The sequence below is a fragment of the Burkholderia pyrrocinia genome, assembly GCF_022809715.1.
In the GTDB taxonomy this organism is placed as follows: Bacteria; Pseudomonadota; Gammaproteobacteria; order Burkholderiales; family Burkholderiaceae; genus Burkholderia; species Burkholderia pyrrocinia_C.
Genome location: NZ_CP094460.1, coordinates 1,285,414 through 1,311,482, shown reverse-complemented (window position 1 = coordinate 1,311,482; position 26,069 = coordinate 1,285,414). Strand labels below are relative to the sequence as shown.

General features: G+C 67.8%; 25 protein-coding genes and 1 pseudogene. 13 read left to right on the top strand and 13 right to left on the bottom strand.

Annotation, left to right across the window (positions count from 1 at the left end):
* Positions 1–9 precede the first annotated feature (9 nt).
* A complete protein-coding gene (locus MRS60_RS22775) occupies positions 10–750 on the bottom strand; it encodes a DUF1460 domain-containing protein (protein ID WP_243566739.1) in 741 nt (246 codons plus the stop codon).
* A 365-nt stretch (positions 751–1,115) separates the two neighbouring features.
* Here MRS60_RS22775 and MRS60_RS22770 point away from each other — a divergent pair, with 365 nt between their 5' ends.
* The 5 genes from MRS60_RS22770 to MRS60_RS22750 all read left to right on the top strand — a co-directional run bounded on the left by MRS60_RS22770 (position 1,116) and on the right by MRS60_RS22750 (position 6,467).
* Complete coding sequence (locus tag MRS60_RS22770) at positions 1,116–2,234, top strand: NAD(P)H-dependent flavin oxidoreductase (RefSeq protein WP_217587903.1); 1,119 nt, start codon at positions 1,116–1,118, stop codon at positions 2,232–2,234.
* A 79-nt stretch (positions 2,235–2,313) separates the two neighbouring features.
* Positions 2,314–3,768 (top strand): M20 family metallopeptidase, encoded by a 1,455-nt coding sequence (locus tag MRS60_RS22765; RefSeq protein ID WP_105391205.1) that lies wholly within the window; start codon positions 2,314–2,316, stop codon positions 3,766–3,768.
* A gap of 61 nt (positions 3,769–3,829) precedes the next feature.
* Positions 3,830–4,939: a malate/lactate/ureidoglycolate dehydrogenase gene (locus tag MRS60_RS22760; RefSeq protein WP_034180577.1), complete on the top strand. Its 1,110-nt coding sequence runs from the start codon at positions 3,830–3,832 to the stop codon at positions 4,937–4,939.
* Between the two features lie 16 nt (positions 4,940–4,955).
* Positions 4,956–5,495, top strand: a complete 540-nt coding sequence (locus MRS60_RS22755) for a TfoX/Sxy family protein (RefSeq protein ID WP_243566738.1) — start codon at positions 4,956–4,958, stop codon at positions 5,493–5,495.
* A 393-nt stretch (positions 5,496–5,888) separates the two neighbouring features.
* Positions 5,889–6,467, top strand: a complete 579-nt coding sequence (locus MRS60_RS22750; protein WP_034180575.1) for an NnrU family protein — start codon at positions 5,889–5,891, stop codon at positions 6,465–6,467.
* Between the two features lie 133 nt (positions 6,468–6,600).
* On the opposite strand, the gene MRS60_RS22745 is transcribed toward MRS60_RS22750, so the two are convergent.
* Positions 6,601–7,338, bottom strand: coding sequence for a sulfite exporter TauE/SafE family protein (locus MRS60_RS22745; RefSeq protein WP_105391201.1), 738 nt, complete (start codon positions 7,336–7,338; stop codon positions 6,601–6,603).
* Positions 7,339–7,632: 294 nt separating this feature from the next.
* Here MRS60_RS22745 and MRS60_RS22740 point away from each other — a divergent pair, with 294 nt between their 5' ends.
* Positions 7,633–8,070, top strand: coding sequence for a hypothetical protein (locus tag MRS60_RS22740; RefSeq protein WP_034180573.1), 438 nt, complete (start codon positions 7,633–7,635; stop codon positions 8,068–8,070).
* 216 nt (positions 8,071–8,286) lie between these two features.
* On the opposite strand, the gene MRS60_RS22735 is transcribed toward MRS60_RS22740, so the two are convergent.
* The 3 genes from MRS60_RS22735 to codB are packed head-to-tail and all read right to left on the bottom strand — an operon-like array spanning position 8,287 to position 11,602.
* Positions 8,287–8,961: a TetR/AcrR family transcriptional regulator gene (locus tag MRS60_RS22735; protein WP_243566737.1), complete on the bottom strand. Its 675-nt coding sequence runs from the start codon at positions 8,959–8,961 to the stop codon at positions 8,287–8,289.
* 46 nt (positions 8,962–9,007) lie between these two features.
* Entirely contained in the window at positions 9,008–10,261 is a 1,254-nt protein-coding gene (codA, locus tag MRS60_RS22730; RefSeq protein ID WP_243566736.1) for a cytosine deaminase, read from the bottom strand.
* Between the two features lie 45 nt (positions 10,262–10,306).
* Entirely contained in the window at positions 10,307–11,602 is a 1,296-nt protein-coding gene (codB, locus tag MRS60_RS22725) for a cytosine permease (RefSeq protein ID WP_217587894.1), read from the bottom strand.
* 782 nt (positions 11,603–12,384) lie between these two features.
* On the opposite strand from codB, the gene MRS60_RS22720 reads away from it, so the two are divergent.
* Together MRS60_RS22720 and MRS60_RS22715 are read left to right on the top strand one after the other, a co-directional pair.
* A complete protein-coding gene (locus MRS60_RS22720) occupies positions 12,385–13,299 on the top strand; it encodes a LysR family transcriptional regulator (RefSeq protein ID WP_243566735.1) in 915 nt (304 codons plus the stop codon).
* Positions 13,300–13,621: 322 nt separating this feature from the next.
* Positions 13,622–13,828, top strand: a pseudogene (locus tag MRS60_RS22715) (LuxR C-terminal-related transcriptional regulator); the annotation flags it as partial.
* A 41-nt stretch (positions 13,829–13,869) separates the two neighbouring features.
* Here the strand turns inward: MRS60_RS22715 and MRS60_RS22710 are convergent.
* On the bottom strand, positions 13,870–14,310 hold the full coding sequence (locus tag MRS60_RS22710) for an acyl-CoA thioesterase (protein WP_034180568.1): 441 nt from the start codon (positions 14,308–14,310) through the stop codon (positions 13,870–13,872).
* 207 nt (positions 14,311–14,517) lie between these two features.
* On the opposite strand from MRS60_RS22710, the gene MRS60_RS22705 reads away from it, so the two are divergent.
* Genes MRS60_RS22705 through MRS60_RS22685 form a run of 5 tightly spaced genes read left to right on the top strand, consistent with a single transcriptional unit; the run spans position 14,518 to position 18,096 of the window.
* Positions 14,518–15,624 carry a 3-deoxy-7-phosphoheptulonate synthase gene (locus MRS60_RS22705; RefSeq protein ID WP_175747280.1) on the top strand — a complete coding sequence of 369 codons (1,107 nt, stop codon included), beginning with the start codon at positions 14,518–14,520 and terminating at the stop codon, positions 15,622–15,624.
* 11 nt (positions 15,625–15,635) lie between these two features.
* A complete protein-coding gene (locus MRS60_RS22700) occupies positions 15,636–16,895 on the top strand; it encodes an aromatic ring-hydroxylating oxygenase subunit alpha (protein WP_034180567.1) in 1,260 nt (419 codons plus the stop codon).
* Positions 16,896–17,423 (top strand): aromatic-ring-hydroxylating dioxygenase subunit beta, encoded by a 528-nt coding sequence (locus tag MRS60_RS22695; RefSeq protein ID WP_105391194.1) that lies wholly within the window; start codon positions 16,896–16,898, stop codon positions 17,421–17,423.
* A 14-nt stretch (positions 17,424–17,437) separates the two neighbouring features.
* On the top strand, positions 17,438–17,788 hold the full coding sequence (locus tag MRS60_RS22690; protein ID WP_131948458.1) for a non-heme iron oxygenase ferredoxin subunit: 351 nt from the start codon (positions 17,438–17,440) through the stop codon (positions 17,786–17,788).
* Positions 17,785–18,096 (top strand): DUF1330 domain-containing protein, encoded by a 312-nt coding sequence (locus MRS60_RS22685; protein WP_034180566.1) that lies wholly within the window; start codon positions 17,785–17,787, stop codon positions 18,094–18,096. The genes MRS60_RS22690 and MRS60_RS22685 overlap by 4 nt, the downstream gene beginning before the upstream one ends.
* Before the next feature lie 280 nt (positions 18,097–18,376).
* On the opposite strand, the gene MRS60_RS22680 is transcribed toward MRS60_RS22685, so the two are convergent.
* The 7 genes from MRS60_RS22680 to MRS60_RS22650 form a co-directional block, all read right to left on the bottom strand.
* Positions 18,377–19,915, bottom strand: coding sequence for a DHA2 family efflux MFS transporter permease subunit (locus MRS60_RS22680; protein WP_034180565.1), 1,539 nt, complete (start codon positions 19,913–19,915; stop codon positions 18,377–18,379).
* 2 nt (positions 19,916–19,917) lie between these two features.
* The gene (locus tag MRS60_RS22675; protein WP_217587892.1) at positions 19,918–21,117 is read right to left on the bottom strand and encodes an efflux RND transporter periplasmic adaptor subunit; all 1,200 of its coding nucleotides are present in this window, start codon (positions 21,115–21,117) and stop codon (positions 19,918–19,920) included.
* A complete protein-coding gene (locus MRS60_RS22670) occupies positions 21,114–22,559 on the bottom strand; it encodes an efflux transporter outer membrane subunit (RefSeq protein WP_175747285.1) in 1,446 nt (481 codons plus the stop codon). The genes MRS60_RS22675 and MRS60_RS22670 overlap by 4 nt, the downstream gene beginning before the upstream one ends.
* A gap of 152 nt (positions 22,560–22,711) precedes the next feature.
* On the bottom strand, positions 22,712–23,236 hold the full coding sequence (locus tag MRS60_RS22665) for a shikimate kinase (protein WP_207921126.1): 525 nt from the start codon (positions 23,234–23,236) through the stop codon (positions 22,712–22,714).
* Positions 23,233–23,907, bottom strand: coding sequence for a hypothetical protein (locus MRS60_RS22660; protein ID WP_243566734.1), 675 nt, complete (start codon positions 23,905–23,907; stop codon positions 23,233–23,235). Before MRS60_RS22660 ends, MRS60_RS22665 begins: the two co-directional genes overlap by 4 nt.
* Positions 23,904–25,043, bottom strand: a complete 1,140-nt coding sequence (gene pheA, locus MRS60_RS22655) for a prephenate dehydratase (protein ID WP_034180562.1) — start codon at positions 25,041–25,043, stop codon at positions 23,904–23,906. The genes MRS60_RS22660 and pheA overlap by 4 nt, the downstream gene beginning before the upstream one ends.
* The gene (locus MRS60_RS22650; RefSeq protein WP_243566733.1) at positions 25,040–26,059 is read right to left on the bottom strand and encodes an NAD(P)H-dependent flavin oxidoreductase; all 1,020 of its coding nucleotides are present in this window, start codon (positions 26,057–26,059) and stop codon (positions 25,040–25,042) included. Before MRS60_RS22650 ends, pheA begins: the two co-directional genes overlap by 4 nt.
* Positions 26,060–26,069 lie beyond the last annotated feature (10 nt).

Sequence of the window (26,069 nt, the reverse complement as noted above, 5' to 3'; positions counted from 1 at the left end):
TGCCGTCGCTCACGCGCGCGGCCTGAGCACGACGATGCCGGGCGTGTTCTTCACGTACTCGACAAAAGGCGAATCGACGACTTTCATGTTGGCCTTTTTCGACGACGCATTGCGCAGCATCGGCCCGTCGGGCGTGTCGATGAAGAAGCCGACGTGCGTGACGTCGAGGCCATCGGCCTTCGCGTAGATGCCGATGTAGTCGCCGGTCCGGAGCCGGCTGACGACATAGTCGTCGACGAATTCGCTCGGGATATGGCCGATGTCCCGGCTGACGACCGGCAACCCCGGCAGGTATGCGCCGCCGTCGGCTTTCCTGTTGAGCTGCTTCGTGACCGTGACGGCATGCACGCTGATCGTGGCGGTCACGTCGTCGGCCAGCACCTGCGGCCGGTAGGCCCAGTCGGTGAAGAAATGGCGGCGATGCGTGAAGCTGATGTCGCCGTTCACGTAGCGCGTCGGCACGAGGCGGCTCGCGTAGTCGGCTTTCGTCGTCGCCTTTCTCGCGGCTTCGACGTAGTCGAGGTAGGTATAGCAATCGAGCCCGCTGAAGTCGATCACCAGTTGTTCCGGCATCGTCGACGAGCCCTTCAGCATGCCGCCTCGATAAGGCGTGCCAAGAAATTCGCGCGACAAGGCTTCGATGAGCGGGCCGGTGCCGCTGTTCGGCTGCGCGGCGCGTATCGCCAGCAACGCGTCGAGCTTGCCGGAGGTCTCCGGATTCAGGTTCGCCAGCGCGGCTTGTTGCTGCACCGTCGTTGCATCCGGCGGCGGTGACGACGAGACGGACCCACCGCCGTCGCAGCCGGCCAATGCAAGTGCGACGACGAGCGGCAAGCATTTTCTGAAGTTCGTTTCAATCGACATAAGCGGGTTCGGGTTGGAAGTTTCAATCCATCGTCAAAGGTGGGTGAAGATCGATCCGGCCGGCTCGTCAGGCATTCGATGACGGACAGACATCGCGGGACGTGGCTTGCGGTGGACGATATTGAATAGACGAGCGAACCTCAAGAAATCTCAACGAAATCTGAATCAACGAGATGGCGATGGCGGCGCATCGCGTTCATGGTCGTTCGCGTATCATCGTTGCTTCCGTTACTCCCGTTCCGGTTCCCGCCATGACTTCTGCCGCCGCCGTTGCCGGCCACGACACACGCGTCGCATCGGGTGCGCCGCTGCCTTCCCGCCTGCCGTTAATTCAGGCGCCGATGGTCGGGTCCTTCAGCCCGCTCGCGATCGCGGTGTGCGAAGCCGGCGGGCTCGGTTCGCTGGCATGCGCGGCGCTCGGCCCGCAGCAGTTGCGCGAGGAGATCGCGGCGATCCGGGCGCGCACGCCCGCGCCGTTCAACGTGAACTTCTTCTGCCATACGCCGCCGGCGCCCGACGCGGAGGTCGACGCGCGCTGGCGCGCATCGCTCGCCGGCTACTACGCGGAAGCCGGGCTCGATCCGGCCGACGTGAAGGGCGGCCCCGGCCGCGCGCCGTTCGACGATGCGATGTGCGCGGTCGTCGAGGAGTTGCGGCCGGCCGTCGTGAGCTTCCATTTCGGGCTGCCGGACGACATGCTGCTCGACCGCGTGCGGCGCACCGGCGCGCGGGTCGTTTCGTCCGCAACGACCGTCGAGGAAGCGCGCTGGCTCGATGCGCGCGGCGTCGACGCGATCGTCGCGCAGGGCGCGGAGGCCGGCGGCCATCGCGGGATGTTCCTGACCGACGACATCCACGCGCAACCGGGCCTGTTCGCGTTGCTGCCGCAGATCGTCGATGCGGTGCGCGCGCCGGTGATCGCGGCCGGCGCGATCGCCGACGGGCGCGGCATCGCGGCCGCGTTCGCGCTCGGCGCGCGTGCGGTGCAGATCGGCACCGGCTACCTGCTGACACCGCAGGCCGGCCGCTCGGCGCAGCATCGCGCGGCGGTGCGTGCGGCGCGCGACGACGGTACGCGCGTGACCAACCTGTATACGGGCCGCCCCGCGCGCGGGCTGCTGACGCGCTTCATGCGCGAGCAGGGGCCGATGAGCGCGCTCGCACCCGCGTTCCCGCTTGCGACGGCCGCGGTCGATCCGCTGCGCGGTGCGTTCGAGCGGCAGGGCCGCGACGATTTCTCGCTGCTGTGGTCGGGCGAGGCCGCGGCGCTCGCGCGCGAAGAGGATGCCGGCGAACTGACGCGGCGCCTGTGGGACGACGCGCTGGCCTGCGCGGCGGGGCTGCGCGACGCGTTCCCGCAGGCGGTCTGAACGCACGCGGAAGGGGCGCGGACGGCGGATCAACGGCGTATGATCTGGATTTTCGTCAGCCCGATCCAGGCCCCCCATCATGACCTCCGTCGACACTACCCCCGTCCTCGACCATGACAAGCTCGTTACCTTCATCGAGCGCAAGTGGAACGATGAAATCCTCCACGCACTGACCGACTACATCGCGATCCCCGCGAAGAGCCCCGCGTTCGATCCCGACTGGGAGAAGCGCGGTTATCTCGAGCGCGTCGTCACCGATGCCGCGCAGTGGGCCGAACGCCAGCCCGTGAAGGGCCTGAAGCTCGAAATCGTGCGCCTGCCCGGCCGCACGCCGGTGATCTTCTTCGAATCGCCGGCCACGCGCCCGGGCAGCACCGACACGATCCTGCTGTACGGCCATCTCGACAAGCAGCCCGAATTCGACGGCTGGCGCGCGGACCTCGGCCCGTGGACGCCGAAGTTCGAGAACGGCAAGCTTTACGGCCGCGGCGGCGCGGACGACGGTTATGCGATCTACGCGAGCCTCGCGGCGCTCGGCGCGCTCGACGAGCAGGGCATCGAGCGGCCGCGCTGCGTCGGCCTGATCGAGACCTGCGAGGAATCGGGCAGCTACGACCTGCTGCCGTACGTCGACGCGCTGCGCGACCGGCTCGGCCAGGTGTCGCTCGTGGTGTGTCTCGATTCGGGCGCCGGCAACTACGACCAGATGTGGCTCACCACGTCGCTGCGCGGGCTCGTGTCCGGCGACCTGCAGGTCGAGGTGCTGGAAGAAGGCATCCATTCGGGCGTCTACGGCGGCATCGCGCCGTCGAGCTTCCGCGTGATGCGCCAGTTGTTCGAGCGTCTCGAGGACGCGAAGAACGGCAACCTGCTGCCTGGCGTGTTCCATTGCGAGATCCCGTCGAGCCGCGTGCGCGAAGCCGACGCGGCCGCCGCGATCCTCGGCGATGCAGTATGGAAGGGGCTGCCGTGGGCGTGCGGTGCGGACGGCAAGCCGGTGCTGCCGACCACGACCGATCCGCGCGAGGCGCTGCTGAATTCGACGTGGCGTCCGTCGCTGTCGGTGACGGGCGCGGCCGGCATGCCGGCGCTCGCCGATGCGGGCAACGTGCTGCGTCCGCGCACCGCGTTCAAGCTGTCGCTGCGCCTGCCGCCGCTCGTCGATGCCGCGCAGGCCGTGCAGCAGCTGAAGGAACTGCTCGAACTCGATCCGCCGTACAACGCGAAGGTCACGTTCAAGCCGGACGCGGGCGCCGCGACGGGCTGGAGCGCGCCGGATCTCGCGCCGTGGCTCGCGTCGTCGCTCGACGCCGCGTCGCGCCGCCATTTCGGCGCGGACTGCGCGTACATGGGCCTCGGCGGCACGATCCCGCTGATGAACGTGCTGCAGGACGGCTTCCCGTCCGCGCAGTTCATGGTGTGCGGCGTGCTCGGGCCGAAGTCGAACGCGCACGGGCCGAACGAGTTCCTGCACGTGCCGTACGCGAAGAAGCTGACCGCGGCGGTTGCCGACGTGATCGCGACCGCGCGCTGATCGTCGCGGCCGTTCGACGTCCCGATTGCCCAACCCGATCCGACCTGACGGAGCCTTGCCGATGACCGCACTGCCGACGCCCGACACCGAACCGCTGCGCATGCGCGCCGAACCGCTGCACGCATTCGTCGCGGCACTCTGGGAACGGGCCGGCAGCAGCGAGCGCGAAGCGCGGCTCGTCGCCGATCACCTGATCGGCGCGAATCTCGCGGGCCACGATTCGCACGGGATCGGGATGATCCCGAACTACGTCGCGTCGTGGCGGGAAGGGCAGTTGCAGTTGAACGGGCACGCGTCGATCGTCCGCGACGGCGGCGCGGTGCTGACGATCGACGGCGGTCGCGGGTTCGGCCAGGTGATCGCGTTCGAGGCGATGGTCGAGGGGATCGAGCGCGCGCGGCGCATGGGCATCTGCGCGATCGGGCTGCGCGACGTGCATCACCTCGGCCGCATCGGGCACTGGGCCGAGCAGTGCGCGCGCTCGGGGCTCGTGTCGTTCCATTTCGTCAACGTGCCGGGCGACCTGCTGGTCGCGCCGCTGCACGGCACCGACCCGCGCTTCGGCACGAACCCGTTCTGCGCCGCGTATCCGCGTGCGGGCCGGCCGCCGCTGCTGCTCGATTTTGCGACGAGCGCGATCGCGTACGGCAAGACGCGCGTCGCACACAACCAGGGCAAGCGCGTGCCGGCCGGGTCGCTGATCGACCATCGCGGCCAGCCGACCGACGATCCGGCCGTGATGCACGAGCAGCCGTTCGGCGCGCTGCTGCCGTTCGGGCTGCACAAGGGCTATGCGCTCGCGGCGATGTGCGAGATCTTCGGCGGCGCGCTCGTCGGCGGGCATACGACGTACGGCGACACGCTGCAGAAAACGAGCGCGATCGTGAACGGGATGCTGTCGGTGCTGATCGATCCGAAAGCGTTCGACGCGGCCGATGCCGAGCGCGAAGCCGATGCGTTCGTCGCATGGGCGAAGGCGTCGCCGCAGACGGGCGATGTGCCGGTGCAGGTGCCCGGCGAGCCGGAGGAGGCGAGCCGCGCCGCGCGCGGCGCCGGCGGCATTCCGGTCGATCGCGCGACGTGGCGGCAGATTCGCAGCAGTGCGGCGGCAGTCGGTTTCGATGACGCGGCGCTCGATGCGTGGACGCAGCGCTGTATCGGCGCCGCTTGATGGACAAGGGCGGCCGATGAGCTGGCAGGCGGACAAGGCGCACGGCGAGGAGATCGCGTACCAGATCGCGAGCCTCGGCCATATCGAAGTCACGCGGTTTTTCAGCGGCGCCGCGCTGCGGCTCGACGGCGTGATGTTCGGCTTCCTGGCGCGCGGGTCGCTGTTCCTGCGTGTCGACGACGTGAACCGTCCGGCATTCGTCGCGGCGGGGATGGGGCCGTTCTCGTATTCGGGACGCACGCGCACCATCGCGCTCGAGGGCTACTACGAGACGCCGGCCGACGTGCTCGAGGATGCGGGCGCGCTGTTCGACTGGTGTCGCGGCGCGTATCGCGCGGCGCTGCTGGCGGGGCCGCCGAAGCGCAAGGCGAGGGCGGCGCAGAAGACAGCGCCGAAACCGGCATCGAAGGCGGCGCCGAAAGCGTCGCCGAAATCCGCGCCAAAATCGACGACGGGGCAGAAATCGAAGCCGGCATCGAAACGGACTGCAAAGCCGTCTCCCGAAACGGCGCCCAAATTGGCTTCGAAATCGTCATCGACACGTAAGAAATCCTAGTGCCGACCACGCGAAGCAACGGCTTCGTGATTTCTGTTCTCCTTTCTTTCTCACCACTCGGTCGCCGGGCGATTCGCGCGTCGCGCAGCGGCTGCCGTACGCTCGCCTGCATCGTCGCCTCCGCGCCAATGCGTCGAATATCGACACAGCAGGGGGCATCGACGGTAAACGTGAGGGTATCGGGGCGGCCGCAGATCGGACGCACGAGAGCGTAAGGCTTGCCGCACCGCACATTCTGCATGCTTCACAACGGCGGCCCCGGCGTTTATGATCGGCGCGGATCGCGCTCATGCCCGGCGCGACCCGCGCCGGCCTCGCCGCCGGCTCCGCGAACGGCGCATCGTACGCCGCGCGGGACGCTCCCCCACTCATCATTCCAGACGGAGACAGCCGATGCTCGTCCTGATTCTCGGTTTAGCGATCTTCCTCGGTGTGCACTCGATCCGGATCGTCGCCGACGGCTGGCGCTCCGCGATGATCGCGCGAATCGGCGAGAAAGGCTGGAAGGCCGGCTATGCGGTCGCGTCGATCGTCGGCTTCGTGCTGATCGTCCGCGGTTACGGAATCGCGCGCGAGGGCGCGGCGCTGCTGTGGGTGTCGCCCGTCGGCGTGCGCCACCTCACCGGCATGCTGACCGCAGTCGCGTTCGTGCTGATCGCCGCGTCGTATGTGCCTGCGAACCGCATCAAGACGCTCGTCGGGCATCCGATGCTGGCCGGCGTGATGGTCTGGGCGGTTGCGCACCTGCTCATGAACGGCACGGTGCACGCGGTCGTGCTGTTCGGCGCGTTCTTCGTGTGGGCGCTCGTCGATTTCGTCGTGTCGCGTACGCGCGATCGTCGCGACGGCGTTCGTTATCCGGCCGGCAAGCTGTCGGGCGACGCGGTGACGATCGTGGCCGGGCTCGTCGCGTGGGCCGTGTTCGCGCTGTTCCTGCATGGCCTGCTGATCGGCGTGCGGCCGTTCGGCTGAACGCGCACGCCGGGTCAGACCGGCAGCCATGGCAGGAAATCATGGAGGATCGCGCCGTGCAGCATCGCTTGGTGCCGGGCCGCCGGCGTTGAACCGGAATGACTGCCGCAGCGGCGGCAACGGTGTGCGTGTATCAGATCGGTTTGACGAACAACCCGACGGTGAGCAACGCGCCGATGCAGACGATCCCGATCCGCAGCACGCGTTCGTTCACGCGATGCAGCGCCCACGTGCCGAGCAGCCCGCCGACGATCGCGCCGCCGCCGAGCGCGAGTGCCGCGCCCCAGTGCAGCTGCGGCGACGTCACGAACAGCACGACGGCCGATGCGTTCATCACGCCCGCGAGCGCGTTCTTCGTCGACATCGCGTGACGCGGCGACAGGCCGGCCATCGTCAGCGTGGCCATCATCAGGAAGCCGAGGCCGCCGCCGAAGTAGCCGCCGTAGATCGCGATCATGAACTGCGAGATCGCGGCGGGGACGGTACCGAGGTGTGCGGTGCCTTCGCTCGGCTTGCGGAAAAAGCTGCCCCACGCGAACACGATCGTCGCGAACAGCACGAGCCACGGCACGAGGCGCGAGAAGATCGACGAAGGCGTCTTCAGCAACAGCAGCCCACCGAGCGCGCCGCCGACCACGCTGATCGCGAACAGCGCGCGAAACGACAGCTTGCCGGCGCCGCGCACCATGTTTCGGCTCGCCCAGCCCGTCGTGACCTGCGCGGGAAACAGCGCGACCGTCGACGTGATGTTTGCCGCGAGCGGCGACATGCCCGACACGATCAGCGCGGGCAGCGTGATGAACGAGCCGCCGCCCGCGAGGGTGTTCTGCAGGCCGGCCCAGAGGCCGGCGAGGATGACGAGGGCGAGCATCGGTGCGGGAACGGGGAGGTGGCTGGGCTCGCTTGCCGGAGGTGGGCAGGCGCGGCGGACGCACGATGGTAATGCAGGATCGCGGGCGCGGGAAGGAAGAACGCGCCGGGATAATCCGGGGAGCCGATGCGGAACGTCCGTCGCGTCGTGGCGCGGGCGAACGTGCCGGCCGGATTCGGCTCGGCGGCGGTTCCTGCCAGGCGAACGCCCGATTTAACGCTTTATCACGATGGGCTTACCTGAAAGATGCTAAATTCGCCCACCGATATCTCAGAAATTGGAAAGGGCAGACAGATGCTGAAGAAATTGGCCGGGATGGCAGTGGTGGTCGGTGTGACGGCGGTGGCGTCGCTGCCTGCCGTGGCAGGCGACACGAACAATGCACTGGGCGGCGCGCTGGGTGGCGTCGCGGGCGCGGCGGTCGGCAACGCGGTCGGCGGAAGCACGGGCGCGATCATCGGCGGCGCCGTGGGCGGTGGCGCAGGCGGTGCGGTGACGTCGAACAAACGCGAACGCACGGGCGCCGTCGTCGGCGGCGCACTGGGCGGTGGCGCAGGTGCCGCCGCGGGCAACGCGATGGGCGGCACGGCCGGCAGCCTCGTCGGCGCCGCGGTGGGCGGCGGCGCGGGTGCGGCGCTGGGCGGCCACGTGTCGCGCAACAACTCGCGTTCCAACGACTACTACCGCGGCAACAAGCACAAGAACAAGAAGCGCTACAAGCACGACGACTGATCGGCGGGTCTCCGTCGAGCAGCAGTGGGGCGAGCGCACGACGGCGAAGCGCACATCGTCGCGACGTCGTTCCGCGCTTCCCCGACGAGCGCACGACGGCGAAGCGCATATCGTCGCGATGTCGTCCCGCACCTCCCCGGCGAATGCTGATCCTGCCGGGTAGCCGGGCACGCCTCCGTGATCGCCGCGCATGTGGCGACGGAGGCGGTCAAGCGGTCATTCCTTCGTTCCGTCTTCGGTTATCAGCGCGTTGAGCACCAGGCCCGAGATGGTACGGTAAGCCGCGTCGAAATCGTCGCTTCCCAGCGTGCGCTTGCCGAGCACCAGCAGCATCTGGGGAGCGAAATCCGCATACGCCTGCGTGGCGGCCCAGATCAGGAAGAACAGGTGCTCCGTTTCGACCTGCCTGACCTTGCCTGCGTCGATCCAGCGTTCGAGCACCCGGATGTCGTCGCGCAACACCGGAATCAGTTGCTTGCGGATTTCCTTTCCGTAGGTCTTTGCGCCGCCGATGATCTCCAGCGCAAAAACCCGCGATCCATGCGGGCGATTTCTGGAGAATTCCAGTTTGGCCCGGATATAGGCCGACATCGCTTCCGCGGGCTCGCGATCGGGCGCCGCAAACTCCCGCATCCTGCCCAGCCAGTCGCGCAATACGTCGTCCAGCACGCGTTTGTAGAGCGCCAGCTTCGTGGGGAAGTAGTACATCAGGTTCTGCTTCGACAAGCCGACGGCCGCCGCGATCGTCGCAACGGAACTCCCGTCGAAGCCGTACGTGGAAAACGATTCCTCGGCAGCGGCGAGAATGGCCGCCTCGAGCGTGTCGCGCAGCGCTTCCCGCCGGCCGTGGGGCCGGCCGGGCGTTCCTGCAGTCGGCCCGGACGGGTTCATCGCTTTTCTTCCACCAGCTTGTCGGACCGGCGTCGTCGTTGCCCGCTCAACGCGTGCCCGCTTCAGGATAGGTGATGCGTTCAGGCGCGCGCTGCATGATGACCTTCCCGGCGCGGAGCGACATTCGCACCTTTGCCTGTTTGCGGATCACTTCATAGTCGCAATCCGCGTCGAGGATCAGCAGATTGGCCGGCCGCCCGACGGCGATGCCATAACGATCGCCCAGCGACATCGCATGTGCGCTGTGCTCGGTGACGAAGTCGAGGCATCGCTGCAGGTCGTCATAACCGAGCATGTGACACACGTGCAGGCCGACGTCGAGGATGCGCAGGATGTTGCCGTTGCCGACGGGATACCACGGATCCTTGATCGAATCCTGTCCGAAGCACACGTTGATGCCGGCGCGATCGAGTTCCGCCACCCGCGTAATGCCGCGTCGTTTCGGGTAGGTGTCGAAACGCCCCTGCAGGTGGATGCTTTCGGTCGGACACGAAACAAAATGAATCCCCGACCGCTTCAGCAAGCGGAACAGCTTCGAGCAATAAGCGTTGTCGTAGGAACCCATCGCGGTCGTGTGGCTGGCGGTGACGCGCGCGCCCATCCCGCGACCCCGCGCTTCCTCGGCGAGCACTTCCAGGAAGCGCGAATGCGGATCGTCGGTCTCGTCGCAATGGACATCGACCAGGCAGCCCTTGCGTTCCGCGAGATCCATCAGGAACTTGATGGAACTCACGCCCTGATCGCGGGTGTTCTCGAAATGCGGAATGCCGCCGACGACGTCGGCGCCCATTTCGATCGCGCGCTCCATCAGCGCACGTCCGTTCTCGAACGATTCGATGCCTTCCTGGGGGAACGCGACGATCTGCAGGTCGATCAGATCGCGCGCCTCGTCCCTGACCTCGAGCATTGCCTTCAATGCGGCAAGCGTGTGATCGGTGACGTCCACATGCGTGCGCACGTGCTGGATGCCGTTGTCGCGCAGCATTCCGATCGTGGTGTGGGCGCGGGCTTTCGTATCGTCATGCGTGATGGTGGCCTTGCGCTGGCCCCACCGCTCGATGCCTTCGAACAGCGTGCCGCTCATGTTCCACTCGGGCTCGCCGGCGGTCAGCGTCGCATCCAGATGGATATGCGGCTCGACCAGCGGCGGGATGACGAGATTGCTGCCTGCATCGATGACGTCGTCTCCTTGCGGCGTCAGCGGCGACGGCTGGAGGTCGATGCCGCGAATCGTGCCCGCATCGATGTCTATCGTGAAGAGGCCGCTATGGCCGCGCAATCTGGCGTTGACGATTTTCATGAGGATTCCTTTTGTTCGTGGGGGCCGGGCGGGCGTGAAGCGAAATCATTCACCCTGGACGGACGGTTCGCGGGAGAACGCACGGGAAATCTGCAGCAGCGCGATGTAGGCGGCGGCGGACGCCGCGATGCCGACGATCGGCGCGATCCACGGCGACGTATAGGCGAGTATGGCGCCGATCGCATACGCGGCCAGACCGACCAGATTGAAGCGCGGCAGGCGGGCGGCGGCAAGCGACGGGTATTGCCCGCGATGGCGATACCAGTAGTCCGCCATGATCACGCCGCCGACGGGAGGAATGATCGAGCCGAGCAGCACCAGGAACGGAATCAGCAACTCGTACATCCCGCCGACCGCGAGCACGATGCCGATCGCCGCGCCCACCAGTACGAGCGTGCGGCGCCGTTCGGTGCGCAGCAGATGGCATCCGGCGGCCGCCACGTTGTACATCGTCGGCCCCTGGATGGTCCAGAGATTGAGGCACAGCATCACGACCGCTGCGATCGACAGGCCTTGCAGCATCATCACCTCGACGATGTCGGCTTGCTGATAGACGATGGCACAGTATGCGCCCGCGACGATCATCAGGCCGTTGCCCGCGAAGAATCCGATCATGCTTGCCCACACGGCGCTGCGAGCGCTGCGTGCGAGGCGCGTCCAGTTGGTTGCCTGGGTGGCGCCGCTGGCAAAGGTGCCGATGACCATCGTCACGGCCGCCGAGAACTGCATCGGATGAGACGGCACGACGTGCGTGAGGCCGGCCCAGCCGCCGATATCGCGGGTGGCGATCCACATCGACGTCATCAGAAGCACGAACATCAACGGCACGGAGACGCGCGACAGCACATCCATGCCGCGATAGCCGATGATGGCCGTGATCGAAAATCCGAAACCGAAGACGATCATCAACGGCGTGGTAGCGGAGGCCGGCCACCCCAGCAGCTTGACCAATACGATGGCCACCGTTGCGGTTCCCCATGCATACCAGCCGAGTTCCGCGAAGCCCAGCAGGAAATCGGACAGCTTGCTGCCGATTTCCCCGAAGCAGAATCGCCCCATCAGCACGGCATTCAGGCCGCTGCGGGCGGCAATCAGCGCGAGCGACGCCGCATAGGCGGCGAGCAACAGGTTTCCGATCACGGCGATCTGGATCATGCCGACGACGTCGAAGGCGACGCCGATCTTGCCGCCGGCAAACATCGTTCCGGTGAAGAACGTGAAACTCAACAACACCATCGTGATGGACAGGAATCCGGTGCGTTTCTCGGGCGGGACTTCGCTTAGCGAGAATTCTCCGTGATCCGATTCGTCCGTCGGGCGTGAATCCTGGTTCGTGGGCATCTGGGCTCCCGTCAGCGATTGGGTTGGGTCCGAAAGGGTTTGCGAGGGCGATGTGTGGACAGGCGACGCTCTGTTTCAGCGCGTCATTCTCTCCGGCCAAAATTTTTACGAGCGTAAAAATTTTGGGCGGGCGGATGGGGCGAAACATCACCGGACTGAGTGAAATGCCGATCGAGTCGCGAAAGGGGCATGCCGGACAATCAAGCGGGTTTTCTCGGATCGCGGGAAGACCTGCACGAATCGCCCGATCGCGATTTGTTTCGTGAAACGTATGCGCGCCAAAGCGGAATATCGGTGTGAAAGTCAATAGAAGAGTCTAAAAGTTCTGTAATTCGATCCCGGTGCGCGGAAGCCGTGCCGGCGGGCCCGGCCGCGCAGCGCCTGGTGAGGCTCTCGCGGGCTTTGCTGCGGCGGGCTTTGCTTCACCGGCCGGCTCGCGTGCGCGATGCGCGGGTCGACGCAATCGAATCGGTTTGTTTTATTGTTCATTCGCGCGCATCGTTTCATTTAAACCGGATATGCCGTGCATCCAGTTGCGATTTATTGCAGCGCGGTGCACAATCGTTCACAAGTGCAATAAATCCGCAGCGGATTTTCTCAGCGGCACGAATACTCCCCGCCATTCACTGCACGCCATTTCGGCGGGCGCACGATCGTGCGTCAGGCTCGGCGGCGCGACTGCCGATTTCCGGTACATCGCGAATCACGGAGCACATACGCCCGAGGCACGATGCCGTTGGCCCATCGGCCGGCCGGTCCCGACAGTACAGCATGGGCGCAACATGGCGACTTCCATCGACCTCAATCTTCTCGTCGTTCTGGACGCGTTGCTGTCCGAGAACAGCGTCGTGGGCGCGGCCAACGCGCTCGGCCTGAGTCCGTCCGCACTCAGCCGCTCGCTTGCGCGGCTGCGGGTGATGACGGGCGACCCGTTGCTGGTGCGGGCAGGGCGCGATCTCGTCCCGACCCCGCGCGCGCTCGAGTTGCGCGACAGGGTGCATGCGCTCGTCATGGAGGCGCATTCGGTCATGTGCCCGTGCGAACGGGTCGACATGAGTACGCTCAAGCGCACGTTCTCGATTCGCGCGAACGAGGCGTTCGTCGAGACGTTCGCGCCGGCGCTGCTCGAACACGCGTCGCGCACCGCGCCCGACGTGCGGCTGCGCTTCGCGCCCAAACCCAACAAGCATGTCGATGCGCTGCGCAACGGCGACATCGATCTCGAAGTCGGCGTGATCGGCCAGGCCGGCCCGGAGCTGCGCGTGCAGGCGCTGTTTCGCGACCGCTTCATCGGCGTGGTTCGCGCGGATCATCCGCTGGCGACCGGCGAAATCACGCCGCAACGCTTCGCGTCGTTTCCGCAAGTGGGCGTGTCGCGCCGCGGGCAGTTCAACGGCCCGATCGATACGCTGCTCGATTCCCTCGGCATCGCACGCTCGGTGACCACCGTCGTGTCGAGCTTCCCGACCGCGCTGTCGCTCGCGCGCAGCTCGGACTTCGTCGCCAGCGTGCCGGAGCGGCAGACCGAGCGGTCCCGCGTCGGCATGTACAGCTTTACGCTGCCGCTGCCGATCGCGGACCTGACCGTCTCGCAGATCTGGCACCCGCGTTTCGATCGCGACCCCGCGCATCGCTGGCTGCGCGATTGCGTGCGCAGTATCTGCGCGCCGCGCGTTGCCGATGCGATCGTCCGCTAGCCGCGCGGTCGCTTCGATGTGACGCGCCATGCAACCCTGGTGGCGTGCGTCAACGTCATTGATATATTGCGTTTCGTGCATCTTCCGAAGCGTAAATCGATTCGGTATGCTCGATTCCGTTCGGACAACACTGGAGATAATGGGCAGGGCAATTTTCGCTTTTGAATTCGCCGAACATTCGTGACGCCTTTAAATAATAAATATCCAATCCGAGGGGTATGTGAATTGAGGTGAACATTGGAAATCGTGAATCTGACATATTGGCGTCTTATTCTGGATGGGGATACGAATGGTTCAGTTTGCAGCGAATATAGCGACTCCCGCGGATGTCACGTTGAGTATGCGCGAATGCGAGGTATTGCGATGGGCGGCGGAAGGGAAGACCGCGTATGAGATCGGCGTCATTCTCGGCTTGACCGAGCGCACGATCAATTTCCATATTTCGAGATCGATTGTGAAGCTCAACGCGTCCAACAAGACCAATGCGGTCGTGAAAGCCGTGTTGATGGGCCTGATCGTGTTTGCATGAACGGCACCGGGGCGTCCGTCCGTGGACCCCCGGTTGCGGCATCAGATCGCGCCCTGGAACGACAGCACGCGCGTCCTGAACTCTTCCGGCACCGGCACCGTGGTCTTGCTGCCGTAGTCGAACATCACGTGCGTGGACAAGGCCCGCGCAACCACCGCATGATCGTCGGCCGAATCCCCGGCGTCGGCCTGCCCGTCGCGCACCATCAGGTATTCCAGTTCGAAGCTCTTCGAGCCGAAGCGCGTGACGCTGCTGCGGACCGTGATCGTATCGCCGTACTGCGCGGGCTTCAGATATTCGCACGAGGTCTTGACCATGATGTGCGGCAGCTTTTCCGAATAGGGCAGCTCGAGCAGATCGTGCATGTAGGTCAGGTACGCGTGCTGCAGATAATCGTAATAGACGGGGCTGCTCACATGGCCCATCGCGTCCGTTTCCCGATACTTCACGTCGATTCGGGTTTCAAAATATTTTCTTGTCATTACCAGGCTCCTTGGCAGAACGGCGGGTGAGAACGGGTTTGTGCAGGAGTTAAGTTAGACGCGATCCGCATATCGGAATACTGTCGGAAATCACAGATATCCACTATGTGAAATGCTTCTGAGATAAATGACAGTATCACCGGGGATTTGGCCGCGCTCTAATTGCCTCCGTAAATCGGCATCCGATCAGCGAGAGTGGAGCGTTAAATGGAAAAATCCGTTGGGGCAGCGTTGACGCAAGGCGTGGCGGTGATCAGTGCGCAGCGGTTGCGCGCCGAATTGCCGTGCGATCCCGGCCTGGCACGGTCGATCGGCGATGTGCGGCGCGCATTGGCGCGCATCATCGCGGGCGAGGACGACCGGCTTGCGCTGATCGTCGGCCCGTGTTCGATCCATGACGCGGAGGCCGCGCTGGCGTTCGCGCGCCGGCTCGCGCCGCTGCGCGAGCGGTACGCCGATGTGCTCGAGATCGTGATGCGCGTCTATTTCGAAAAGCCGCGCACCACGGTCGGCTGGAAAGGGCTCCTGAACGACCCGTATCTCGACGGCAGTTTCCGGATCGAGGACGGCCTGCGCGTCGCGCGCAAGGTGCTGCTCGGCATCAATGCGCTGGGCCTGCCGGCCGCGACCGAATTTCTCGATCCGATGACCGCGCCGTATCTCGACGACCTCGTGTCCTGGGGCGCGATCGGCGCGCGGACGACCGAATCGCAGATCCATCGCCAGGCGGCATCGGGGCTCGACCTGCCGGTCGGCTTCAAGAACGGCACCGACGGCAACGTGAAGGTCGCGATCGACGCGATCCGCGCGTCGCGCGTGTCGCACAGTTACCTGAGGTCGTCCGTCTCCGGCAGCGTGGAAATCGCGACCACGCGCGGCAATCCCGACACGCATATCGTGCTGCGCGGCGGCAAGACCCCGAACTACGACGCCGCCAGCGTCGCGGCCGCCTGCGCCGCGCTGCGCGACGCGCATCTTCCTCCGTATGTCGTGATCGACGCGAGCCATGGCAACAGCGGCAAGCAGACGCGCGCGCAGATCGACGTGTGCGGCAACCTCGCCGCGCAACTGCATCGCGGGGAGCGCGCGATCGTGGGCGTGATGATCGAGTCGTTCCTCGTCGAGGGGCGGCAGGACCTGGTGCCGGGCACGCCGCCGGTGTTCGGCCAAAGCATTACCGACGCATGTCTCGGCTGGGATCACACGGCCGAGCTCGTCGAGCAGTTGGCTGCCGCGGCGGTTGCGCGGCGGCGTTCGCCAGCCGGCTTCATCGCGCACGGCGCCGCCGTCGCGATGCAGGCCGCTTCTTACTGAAAGGAGCTCTCTTGAACTCACCCATCGACATCGCCCGCGCGCTCGACTGGAAAGGCGACGGCGCCAGCCGCACGCCATACGAGGCGTACACGAGTGAAGCGCTGTACCAGCGCGAACTCGAGCGCCTGTTCTACGCGAATCACTGGTGCTACATCGGCCTCGAAGCCGAAGTGCCGTCTCCCGGCGATTTCCAGCGCACGGAAGTCGGCGAGCGATCCGTCGTGATGACGCGCACGGAGGACGGCGAAATCGTCGTCTTCGAAAACGCGTGCGCGCACCGCGGCATGCAGTTCTGCCGCGAGCGCTCGGGGACAGCGAAGGATTTCCACTGCCCGTATCACCAGTGGAACTACGACCTGAAGGGCAACCTGATCGGTGTGCCGTTCCGGCGCGGCGTGCGTCAGGGCGGCACGATCAACGGCGGCATGCCGGCGGATTTCGATCCGGGCAAGCACGCGCTGCGGCGCCTGCGCGTGTCGACGCGCGGCGGTGCCGTGTTCGCGTCATTCGACGAGAACGTCGAATCGTTCGAGGATTTCCTCGGCCCGCGCATCCTGCCTTACTACGATCGCCTGTTCCACGGCCCGAAGCTGACCGTGCTCGGCTACACGCGGCAGCGCGTGCCGAGCAACTGGAAGCTGATGGTCGAGAACATCAAGGATCCGTATCACGCGGGGCTGCTGCATACCTGGTTCGTCAACTTCGGCCTGTGGCGCGCGGACAATCCCGCCAGGCTCGTGACCGATGCGCATCACCGGCACGGCGCGATGGTGTCGATCCGCAGCGGCGGCGGCGGCGGCGAGGTGACCCACAACGTGACGAGCTTCAAGGAGCGCATGACGCTGCACGACGACCGCTTCCTCGATGTCGTGCACGAACCGTGGTGGGGCGATCCGACCGTCGTGATGCTGACGCTGATGCCGAGCGTCATCATCCAGCAGCAGGTCAATGCGCTGTCGACGCGTCGCATCCGGCCGATCGGCCCGGGCGTGTTCGACTACGTGTGGACGCATTTCGGTTTCGAGACCGACACCGAGGAGATGACGCGGCGTCGTCTGCGCCAGGCCAATCTGTTCGGGCCGGCCGGTTTCGTGTCGGCGGACGACGGCGAGGTCATCGAATGCGTGCAGCAGAGCTTCGAGCAGATCCAGCACGGCAACGTCTACAACGAACTCGGCGGCCGGCAGATCGACGAGCAAACCGACCATATGGTCAGCGAAACGCTGGTGCGCGGCATGTACCAGTACTGGCGCCAAGTGATGGAGGCCTGAATGAGCACGATCACGACACGAACGGACCGGCTGGCCGCCGTGCCCCACGCGAGCGGCGCGAGCTTCGAGGATTTCTACGCGCTCGTCCAGCTCAACGCGCGGTATGCGGCCGTGCTCGACGGCGGCGACTGGGATGCGTGGCCGGAATTCTTCGTCGAGCAATGCAGGTACACGGTGGTGCCGCGCGAGAACCACGAGCGCAGCCTGCCGCTCGCGGTGATGGATTTCGAGAGCAAGGGCATGCTGAAGGACCGCGTCTACGGGATCAAGGAGACGCTGTTCTTCGACCCGTACTACCAGCGCCACGTGATAGGGCTGCCGCTCGTCACGTATCTCGACGACACGGCGATCGAGGCGGAGACGAACTATGCGGTGCTGCGCACGAAGACCGAGCAGATGAGCGACGTGTACAACACGGGGCGCTATCTGGACCGGATCGTGCGCACGCCGCAGGGGCTGCGTTTCGAGTCGCGCATCTGCGTCTACGACAGCGAGATGATTCCGAACTCGCTGATTTATCCGATCTGAACGAGGTGCCGAAAGTGACTACGGAATGGATCGATGCGGTCGCGCCGGAAGCGGTGCGCACCGACGGAATACTCGGCGTCCGGGTGGGCGGCCGCGACATCGCGCTGTATGCGGTCGGCGACGAGATCTTCGCGACCGAGAACCAGTGCACGCACGGCGACGCACGCCTGAGCGACGGTTTCCTGCTCGACGACGAGATCGAGTGCCCGCTGCATCAGGGGCGCTTCAGCGTGCGGACCGGCATCGCGCTGTGCGCGCCGCTGACGACGTGCGTGCGCACCTATCCGGTGAAGATCGAGAACGGCCGCGTGTTCGTGCAGCTCGCGCCGGCCGATGCGGCGGCGCAGGCGGAGGTGCGGTCATGAGCGCGTACGTGGTGTTCGATATCGACGTGCACGACGTCGACGCATACCAGGCGTACCGCCGGCTCGGCGCGCCGACGGTGGCCGCGTACGGCGGGCGCTTCCTGGTGCGCGGCGCCGAAGTCGAGACGCTGGAAGGAGACTGGGCGCCGAAGCGCGTCGTTGTGCTCGAATTCGAGTCGGCGGAGCGTGCCCGCGAGTGGTATCGGTCGGAGGGCTATCAGGCCGCGAAGCGGTTGCGCGAGCCGGCCGCGCGGACGCTCGGCATCCTCGCCGACGGATACGTGCCGGCCGCCGGCGATCCACGTTAAGCAGTGCAGGCGAAGGGGCTCCGCGCCGTGTCGATCGGCGCGGAGCCCCTTTTTCATTTGGGGTGCCGTCGAGCGCGACCGGCACAATCGATTCATCGGCGATGGCGATGCGATCCGGCAGATGTTTTCGCCGCCTTTCGGCGGCCCGGTTACCCGGTCGGTCGCGCCCGTCGGGCGAGGCGGGTTCCGGATATTTCCCCTCGCACGTTTTCACACATGCCGTTGCCCGGCGCACGCAGCGGCTGTGCATGCGCGGGCGTGCTTTGCCGTCAGGAACGCATCACGCATGGCGGTAGCGGATCGACCAGACCGTCAGCAGCGTCGCGCCGAACAGCAGCAGGCAGCCGAACGAGAAGTCGTTCAGCGCGAGCATGTGCGCTTCGACGTCGATCGCATGCGAGACCGATGCGAGCGCGCCGGACGGTGACAGCCCCGCGTGGTCGAGCCGCGCGAACCAGTCGCCGGACGCGAAATCGTACGGCGTGATGTGGTCGACGAGATAGGTGTTGTGTACGCGGGAGCGGCGCTCGAAGTAGGTCGGCGCAACCGACGTCGCGACGCTGGTGCCGATCCGCCGCAGCGCGTTCTGCAGCCCGGATGCCGCGGGCAGCCGCTCGCGGGGCAGCCCGGCGAGCGACAGCGACACGAGCGGCGTGATGAAGAACGCGGTGGCGGCGCCCATCAGCAGCGAATTGGCGGCGATGTCGCCGACCGTCACGTCGCTGTTGAAGTGCATGCGCCAGAACGACGCGGCGCCCCAGCCGACGAGCGCGACGGTCGCGAGCAGGCGCGGGTCGGTGCGGCCCTGGAAGCGGCCGAGCAGCGGCGCGATCACGATCCCCGCGAGACCGAGCGGCGCGGTGGCGATGCCGGCCCAGGTGGCCGTGTATCCCTGCTGCGTCTGCAGCCACAGCGGCACGAGCACCAGCGCGCCGAAGTAGAGCCCGAAGCCGACCGTGATCGCGAGCGTGCTCGTCGTGAAGTTGCGGTCCGCGAACAGCCGCAGGTCGACGATCGGATGGCTGTCGGTCAGCTCCCAGAGGATCAGCGCGACGAACGACACGACGCCGACGACCGCCAGCATGCGGATTTCGTCGGAGGCGAACCAGTCGAGGTTCTGGCCGCGATCGAGCAGCAGCTGGAACGAACCGAACGCGGCGGTGAGCAGCAGCAGCCCGACGACGTCGACCGGCAGCCGCCGCGTCGCGTTGTCGCGTCCCGCCAGCAGCCGCGCGAGCACGCCCAGCACGAGCACGCCCGGCGGCACGTTCACGTAGAAGATGTACGGCCAGCTCAGGTTGTCGGTGATCCAGCCGCCGGCGATCGGCCCGAGCACCGGCGCGACGAACGTCGTGGTCTGCCACACGGCCAGTGCAACGTGGCGGCGCGTCGACGGGAACACCGCGAGCAGCAGCGCCTGGGACAGCGCGGTGATCGGGCCCGACGCGGCGCCCTGAAGCGCGCGAAACAGCAGCAGCGACTCGAAGTTCGGCGCCATCCCGCACAGGATCGACGTGAGCACGAACAGCAGCACCGACACGCGGAACAGCCGCACCTGGCCGAAGCGCTGCGTGAGCCAGCCGGTGAGCGGCAGCGTGATCGCGAGCGGCGTCGCGAACGAGGTCAGCATCCACGTGCCCATGTCCGGTGCGACGCCGAGATCGCCCGCGATGGTCGGGACGGCGACGTTCGCGATCGTCAGGTCGAGCGTCTGCATGAAATTCGCGACGCTGACCGCGATCGCGACGAGCGCCAGCGGCATGCCGGCGAGCGGCTCCAGCGGCAGTTTCGGCGCCGCGTTCCGGGCGAAGAAGCGCATCGTCAGGCTCCCGGTGCGAGCGGGCGCGCGCCGCTGTTCGCGCGAATCGTCTCGGCGACGAGCGCATCGCCCGCTGCGTCGTCGTCGCGATAGATCGACGTGGCGTCGATCGACCGGCGCGCTTCGGGCGCACGGGCGGGCGGCGACGCCGATGCGGTGCCGGGGCCGTGATCGACCGGCACCGATGCCGTCATCGACAGGCCGATGCGCAGCGGGTGCGTGCGCAGCTCGGCGGGATCGAGCGCGATCCGGACCGGCACGCGCTGGACCACCTTGATCCAGTTGCCGGTCGCGTTCTGCGCGGGCACGGCCGCGAAGGCGGCGCCGGTGCCGGCTTCGAGCCCGACGACGCGCCCGTGGAACACCACGTCGCTGCCGTACAGGTCCGAGAACAGGTCGACCGGCTGCCCGGCGCGCATGCCGCGCAGTTGCGATTCCTTGAAGTTGGCTTCGACCCACACGTGATCGAGCGGCACGAGCGCCAGCGACGGCGTTCCGGGCGAGACGTGCTGGCCGACCTGCACGACCCGGCGCGTGACGAGCCCGCCGAGCGGCGCGCGTATTTCGGTGCGGCGCAGCGCGAGCGCCGCGCTGCGGACCCGGGACGCCGCCGCGCGCACGAGCGGATTCGTGTCGATCGACGTGCCGTCGGTGCGCGCGAGCGTCGCGTCGTACGCGGCCTGCTGCGCGTTCAGCGCGGCTGCCGCGCCGTCCATCGCATCCCGCGCATGGCGAAGATCCTCGCGCGACACGCCGCCGTCTTGCGCGAGGCTCAGCCGGCGCTGCAGGTCGTCGTTCGCCTTGGACCATTCGGTGCGCCGCACCCGGATCTGCGCTTCTTCGCGCACCGCGTCCGCATGCGCGGTGCGGTATTGGCGCACCGCGTGCGCGAGTTGCGCGACCGCTTCGTCCAGCGCGAGCCGGGCATCGGTCTTGTCGACGCTGAACAGCAGGTCGCCCGGACGGACCCAGTCGGCGTTCTGCACGCGCACCGCGTCGACGGTGCCGCCGATCTGCGGCGAGATCTGCACGACGTCGCCGGACACGTACGCATCGTCGGTCGTCTCGGTGCCGCGCGTGGTGGCCCACGCGACGGCGGCGAGGCCGGCCGCGCCGGCGAGCGCGATGAAGAACCAGCGGAAGTAGCGCCGTCGCGCGCGTTGCAGCGACGGCTCGGCGGCGGGGGATTCAGGACGGTTCATTGCGTGACTCCAGTGGAAGTGGTGCCGCCGAGCGCGGCGATCAGGCGGGCATGCTCGATCGCGAACGACGCATCCGCACGCGCGACCGACGCGCGATCGTCGAGCAGGCGGCCTTGCGCGAGCAGGACGTCGAGGTAGCCGGAAATGCCTTTCCGGTAGCGCTGCGTCTCGATGTCGTAGGTCTGTTGCGCACGCGCCAGCGCTTCGCGCTGAAGCGCGCGCTGCCGGCCGAGCGTATCGATCTGGACGAGGGTGTCGCTGACCTGCGCGAGCGCGTTGACGACCGTGTCGTCGTACACCGCGACGGCGGTGTTGTAGGCGGCGGTTTGCGCGCGCAGGCCGGCGCGCAGGCGGCCGCCCTCGAAAATCGGCAGCGTGATTGCGGGGCCCGCGCCGAACGTGCCGCTGTTGCCGTGGAACAGCGCGCGGAAGCCGAAGCTCTGCACGCCGGCGAAGGCCAGCAGGTTGACGTCCGGATAGAACGCGGCGCGCGCCGCATCGATGTTCGCCGCTTCGGCCTCGACCCGGTAGCGGGCGGCCAGCACGTCCGGCCGGCGGCCGATCAGCGCCGCGGGCAGGACGGCCGGCATCGGCAGCCCGGCCGCCGGCGGCGCGACAGGCTTCAACGCATCGGCGTAACCGGGCCCCCGGCCGACGAGCGCGGCGAGCCGGTGGCGCAGCCGGGCCGACTCGGCCGCATGCGTGTTGATGTCGGCCTGCGCGTGCGGGATGGGTTCGCTCGCCCTGAGCACGGCGACCTGCATGTCGAGACCGGCATCGGCGCGTTGCGACGTGAGGCGGAGCAGATAGCTGTGCTGCTGCAGCGTATCGCGCGCGATCGCGAGCAGTTGCTGTTCGAGCGCGAGCTGCAGATAGGTTTCGACGATCGCCGCTTGCAGCGACACGGTGGCCGCGTGCTCGAGCGCGCGCTGCTGGTCCGCGCGCAGCGCGGCGGCGCGCGCCAGCGCGTGCTGCCGGCCGGCGATGTCGAGATCCCACGACGCGCCGAGGAGCGCCTGCGCGTCGACCTGCCAGTGCCCGGCCGCGGGCGGCGGCGTCCGGTAGCTGCCCGGCAGGCGGGTCGGCACTGCGCTCGCCGTCGCGCCCAGCTGCGGCAGCAGCGCGGCGCTTTCGACGTCGGTGTCGGCCAGCGCCTGCGCGACGCGTTCGCGCTGCGCCTGCAGCGTCGGTGCGCCGGCCAGCGCATCGTCGACGAGACGATCCAGCTGGGCATCGCCGAACGCGCTCCACCAGCGTGCGGCGATCGTCGGCGCGCCGGCGCCGGCGGAGCGGATCGCGGCACCCGCATCGAGCTGCTCGACGGGGGTGATCCGGGCCGCCGGGCGTTGCGGGCCGAACGGGGCGCAGCCGGCGAGCGCGAGCGCGGCGAGCGCGGGAACCAGGCGGCGGGCGCCGCGCGCTCGGTCGATGAGGAAGGGCATGGTCGGTTTCCTGTGACGCGATGGCGAACGATTTATATCTAAAAATATATCTTTAGATATTATTTGACGATCGGCAACTGTCAGAAATGGCAGTCGGCCGAATCGGCCGGCACCGTTGAAACCGCTGAAGGGGACGGATAAGGTCGCGCGGGTTACGCCATCGCGAGCGCGTCGAGCGCTGCCGCGAGCGTTTGGGCGACGGACTGGCCCGACGTGTCGATGCGGCAGTGCGCGCAGGCGTGGTACAGCGATTCGCGCGCGTCGTGCAGCGCGGCGAGCGCCGCGCGCGGGTCGGCGACGTTCAGCAGCGGGCGGGACGCGTCGTCGCGCGTGCGGTGCCACAGGGTGTCGAGATCGCTCGCGAGATGGATCACGAAACAGCGCTGGCCGAGCCGGTCGCGCGTATCGGCTCGCAGCACGGCGCCGCCGCCGGTCGCGAGCACGAGCGCCGGCCCGCGCGTCAGCGCGTCGATGACGTCGGCTTCGCGCGCGCGGAAGTCGCCTGCATGGAATTGCGCCGCGACGGGCGCGCCGAAGCGGCGTTCGAGTTCGCGGTCGGCGTCGACGAACGGCAGCGCGAGCGCGCGGGCCAGTGCGCTGCCGAGGGTCGTCTTGCCGGCGCCGGGCATGCCGACGAGCGCGATGCGCGTCGGGCCGGCCTGCGGGCGCGGGCTCACAGGCGGCTCCGCAGCGACGGGGCACGGCGCGTCACGGCGGCGATGCGCTGCATCCGGACGTAATTGGCGAGCGGGTCCAGCGCATCGGTGACGAAGGTGTGAGGCGCGCCTGGGGCCGTGTCCAGCGCGATGCCGGCGACCACGAGCGAGCCGTCGCACAGTGCGTCGGTGAATGCGCCGATCCGGGCGCCAAGCGCCGGCGACGCAGCGCCGAGATCGGCAACGACGCGGCGCGAGCGCGGCCAGTCGACCGGCTCGGCCGCGCGTGCCGGCCAGCGCGCCAGCAGGCCGCTGGGCAGCGGCGTCGCGGCCCGTGCAGTGGACGTTTCGAGTACCCGCCAGGTCAGCGGCGCGACGGGCAGGCACGCGCGCCAGCGGCTATAGGCGGACGCCGCGGTGTCGCCGATCGCCACCGCCGGAAGCTGGAGCCGCGCGCAGCGCCGCAGCAGGCACGCGGTGTCGGCGGCATCCGGCGTGCCGCGCACGAACGGCAGCAGCTCCAGTTCGTCGTCGTATTCGGCGCGCAGCGCGCGCAGCCATCGCCCGGCGGCGAGTGGCAGGCAGCCCGCCGCGGCGATGCCGCACAGCACGAGCAGGCGATCGTCGCGACCGTCGCGAATCGCGAGCAGCCGGGCGGCGACGCGGGACGAAGCAGGCGCCGTCGTCATCATGCGGCCGGGCCGTCGGCGTGCCCGTCCGTCTCGCCCGCGGCACGCGGATAGGCGCCGAGGACGCGCAGTTCGGAAGCGGCGAGCGCGATTTCGTCGAGCGCCGCGCGCACGTTCGGATCGAGCGGGTGTCCGCCGAAGTCGATGCAGTACCGGTACGCATGGCCGGCCGCCCGTGCCGGGCGCACATCGACCCACAGCAGCGGTGCGCGGTGGTGGGCGAGCGCATCGAATATGCGCGCGAGCGCGTCGGGTGCATCGGTCGGCCGCAGCACGATGCTCGTGCGGTCCTGGCCGGTCGGGGCGGGCGTCTGGCCGCCGACGATCACGAAGCGCGTGCGGTTGTCCGGGTGATCCTGGATCGCGCGGGATACGATTCGCAGTCCGTAAAGAGCGGCTGCCGGTTCGCCGGCGATCGCCGCGCAGTCATACAGGTGCGCGGCCTCGCGCGCGGCCACCGCGTTGCTGGATACCGGGATGCGGCGCAGGCCGGGCGCATGCGCGTCGAGCCACGCGCGGCATTGCGCGAGCGCCTGCGGATGGCCGACCACGCTGTCGACGCCGGCGAGCGATCCGCTGGCGCTCAGCAGGCAGTGCGCGACCGGCAGTTCGATCTCGCCCGTGACGGGCGCCGCTTGCGCGATCAGCAGGTCGAGCGTGCGGGTCACGCTGCCTTCGGAGGAATTCTCGACCGGCACGACCGCGCATTCCGCGTCGCCGCGCGCGAGCGCTTCGAATACCGCGTCGATCGTTTCGTGCGCCTGCCCGCGGGCGAATTCGCCGAAGTGGCGCAGCATTGCGGCTTCGGTGTAGGTGCCCGACGGGCCGAGGAACGCGACCGACGGCAGCGACTGCGCGTCGCGGCTCGCGCGGAACAGCGTCTGCCAGATGGCTCTCAGGTCGCGGTCGCGCAGCCCCCACGGCGCGCGCGTGCACAGCTCGGCGACGATCGACGCTTCGCGGGCCGGCTGCCGCACCGCGAGCCCCGCATGCCGCTTGAGATGGCCGATTTCGGTCGCGTGAACGATGCGCTGGCCGATCAGCGCGAGAAGCTCGTCGTCGATCACGTCGATCTGCGCGCGGCGGCGCGCGATCGCATCGTCGACGGACGGCGGGGCGGCAAGCTCGGAAGGCGTCATGGCGTTTCGATCCGTGAAGTCGAGGAAACGGACGGGCGGCGTGCGGCGACGTGCGCGGCCGCGCCCGATTGCACGCGCGCGACGGCGCGGTCGTATTCGGCTTCGAGCCGCTCGACGATCTCGGCGACGCTGAGCACCGCGTCCATCGCGCCGACGCCCTGGCCGGCCCCCCAGATGTCGCGCCACTGCTTCGTGCCGCCATCCGGCGAGAAATCGAGCTGCGCGCCGTCGACCCGCGCGAGACGGCGCACGTCGAGCCCGGCCGCTTCGATGCTCTGGCGCAGGTAGTTGCCATGGACGCCGGTGAACGCATCGGTGTAGATGATGTCGGCCGCATTGGCTTCGACGATCGTGTCCTTGTATCGCTGCACCACGTTCGCTTCGTGCGACGCCAGGAAGCGCGTACCGATATACGCGAAGTCGGCGCCGAGCGCGCGCGCGGCGGCTATCGCGTCGCCCGTCGCGATCGCGCCGGACAGCGCGAGGAAGCCGTCGTAGAAGCGCCGCACTTCGGCGACCAGTGCGAACGGCGACAGCGTGCCGGCATGGCCGCCCGCACCCGCCGCGACGAGAACGAGGCCGTCGACGCCGGCCTCCAGCGCCTTCTGCGCGTGCCGCACCGTCGTGACGTCGTGCAGTACGATCCCGCCGTACGCGTGGATCGCATCGACGACGTCGCGCGACGGCGCGCGCAGGCTCGTGATCATCAGCGGCACGCGCCGGTCGATGCAGATGCGCAGGTCCTGTTCGACGCGCGGATTCGACGGATGGCAGATGTGATTGACCGCATACGGGCCGACCGGCGCGTCGGGATGGGCGTCCCGGTACGCGCGCAGCGTGCCGTCGATGGTGTCGATCCAGTCGCCGAGCTGCGCGCTGGGCCGCGCGTTGAGCGCCGGAAATGCGCCGACGATCCCGCTCTTGCACTGGGCGAGCACCATCTCGGGATAGCTCGCGATCAGCATCGGAGACGCAATCACCGGCAGCCGGAGACCCTGCAGAGGAAGCGGAATCATGGTCGGGCTC

Excerpts from the sequence above, each read along its gene's own strand:
- MRS60_RS22770 (WP_217587903.1), top strand. The coding sequence starts at position 1,116 with ATGACTTCTGCCGCCGCCGTTGCCGGCCACGACACACGCGTCGCATCG.
- MRS60_RS22765 (WP_105391205.1), top strand. The coding sequence starts at position 2,314 with ATGACCTCCGTCGACACTACCCCCGTCCTCGACCATGACAAGCTCGTT.
- MRS60_RS22760 (WP_034180577.1), top strand. The coding sequence starts at position 3,830 with ATGACCGCACTGCCGACGCCCGACACCGAACCGCTGCGCATGCGCGCC.
- MRS60_RS22755 (WP_243566738.1), top strand. The coding sequence starts at position 4,956 with ATGAGCTGGCAGGCGGACAAGGCGCACGGCGAGGAGATCGCGTACCAG.
- MRS60_RS22750 (WP_034180575.1), top strand. The coding sequence starts at position 5,889 with ATGCTCGTCCTGATTCTCGGTTTAGCGATCTTCCTCGGTGTGCACTCG.
- MRS60_RS22745 (WP_105391201.1), bottom strand. The coding sequence starts at position 7,338 with ATGCTCGCCCTCGTCATCCTCGCCGGCCTCTGGGCCGGCCTGCAGAAC.
- MRS60_RS22740 (WP_034180573.1), top strand. The coding sequence starts at position 7,633 with ATGCTGAAGAAATTGGCCGGGATGGCAGTGGTGGTCGGTGTGACGGCG.
- MRS60_RS22735 (WP_243566737.1), bottom strand. The coding sequence starts at position 8,961 with ATGAACCCGTCCGGGCCGACTGCAGGAACGCCCGGCCGGCCCCACGGC.
- codA (WP_243566736.1), bottom strand. The coding sequence starts at position 10,261 with ATGAAAATCGTCAACGCCAGATTGCGCGGCCATAGCGGCCTCTTCACG.
- codB (WP_217587894.1), bottom strand. The coding sequence starts at position 11,602 with ATGCCCACGAACCAGGATTCACGCCCGACGGACGAATCGGATCACGGA.
- MRS60_RS22720 (WP_243566735.1), top strand. The coding sequence starts at position 12,385 with ATGGCGACTTCCATCGACCTCAATCTTCTCGTCGTTCTGGACGCGTTG.
- MRS60_RS22710 (WP_034180568.1), bottom strand. The coding sequence starts at position 14,310 with ATGACAAGAAAATATTTTGAAACCCGAATCGACGTGAAGTATCGGGAA.
- MRS60_RS22705 (WP_175747280.1), top strand. The coding sequence starts at position 14,518 with ATGGAAAAATCCGTTGGGGCAGCGTTGACGCAAGGCGTGGCGGTGATC.
- MRS60_RS22695 (WP_105391194.1), top strand. The coding sequence starts at position 16,896 with ATGAGCACGATCACGACACGAACGGACCGGCTGGCCGCCGTGCCCCAC.
- MRS60_RS22685 (WP_034180566.1), top strand. The coding sequence starts at position 17,785 with ATGAGCGCGTACGTGGTGTTCGATATCGACGTGCACGACGTCGACGCA.
- MRS60_RS22680 (WP_034180565.1), bottom strand. The coding sequence starts at position 19,915 with ATGCGCTTCTTCGCCCGGAACGCGGCGCCGAAACTGCCGCTGGAGCCG.
- MRS60_RS22675 (WP_217587892.1), bottom strand. The coding sequence starts at position 21,117 with ATGAACCGTCCTGAATCCCCCGCCGCCGAGCCGTCGCTGCAACGCGCG.
- MRS60_RS22670 (WP_175747285.1), bottom strand. The coding sequence starts at position 22,559 with ATGCCCTTCCTCATCGACCGAGCGCGCGGCGCCCGCCGCCTGGTTCCC.
- MRS60_RS22660 (WP_243566734.1), bottom strand. The coding sequence starts at position 23,907 with ATGATGACGACGGCGCCTGCTTCGTCCCGCGTCGCCGCCCGGCTGCTC.
- pheA (WP_034180562.1), bottom strand. The coding sequence starts at position 25,043 with ATGACGCCTTCCGAGCTTGCCGCCCCGCCGTCCGTCGACGATGCGATC.
- MRS60_RS22650 (WP_243566733.1), bottom strand. The coding sequence starts at position 26,059 with ATGATTCCGCTTCCTCTGCAGGGTCTCCGGCTGCCGGTGATTGCGTCT.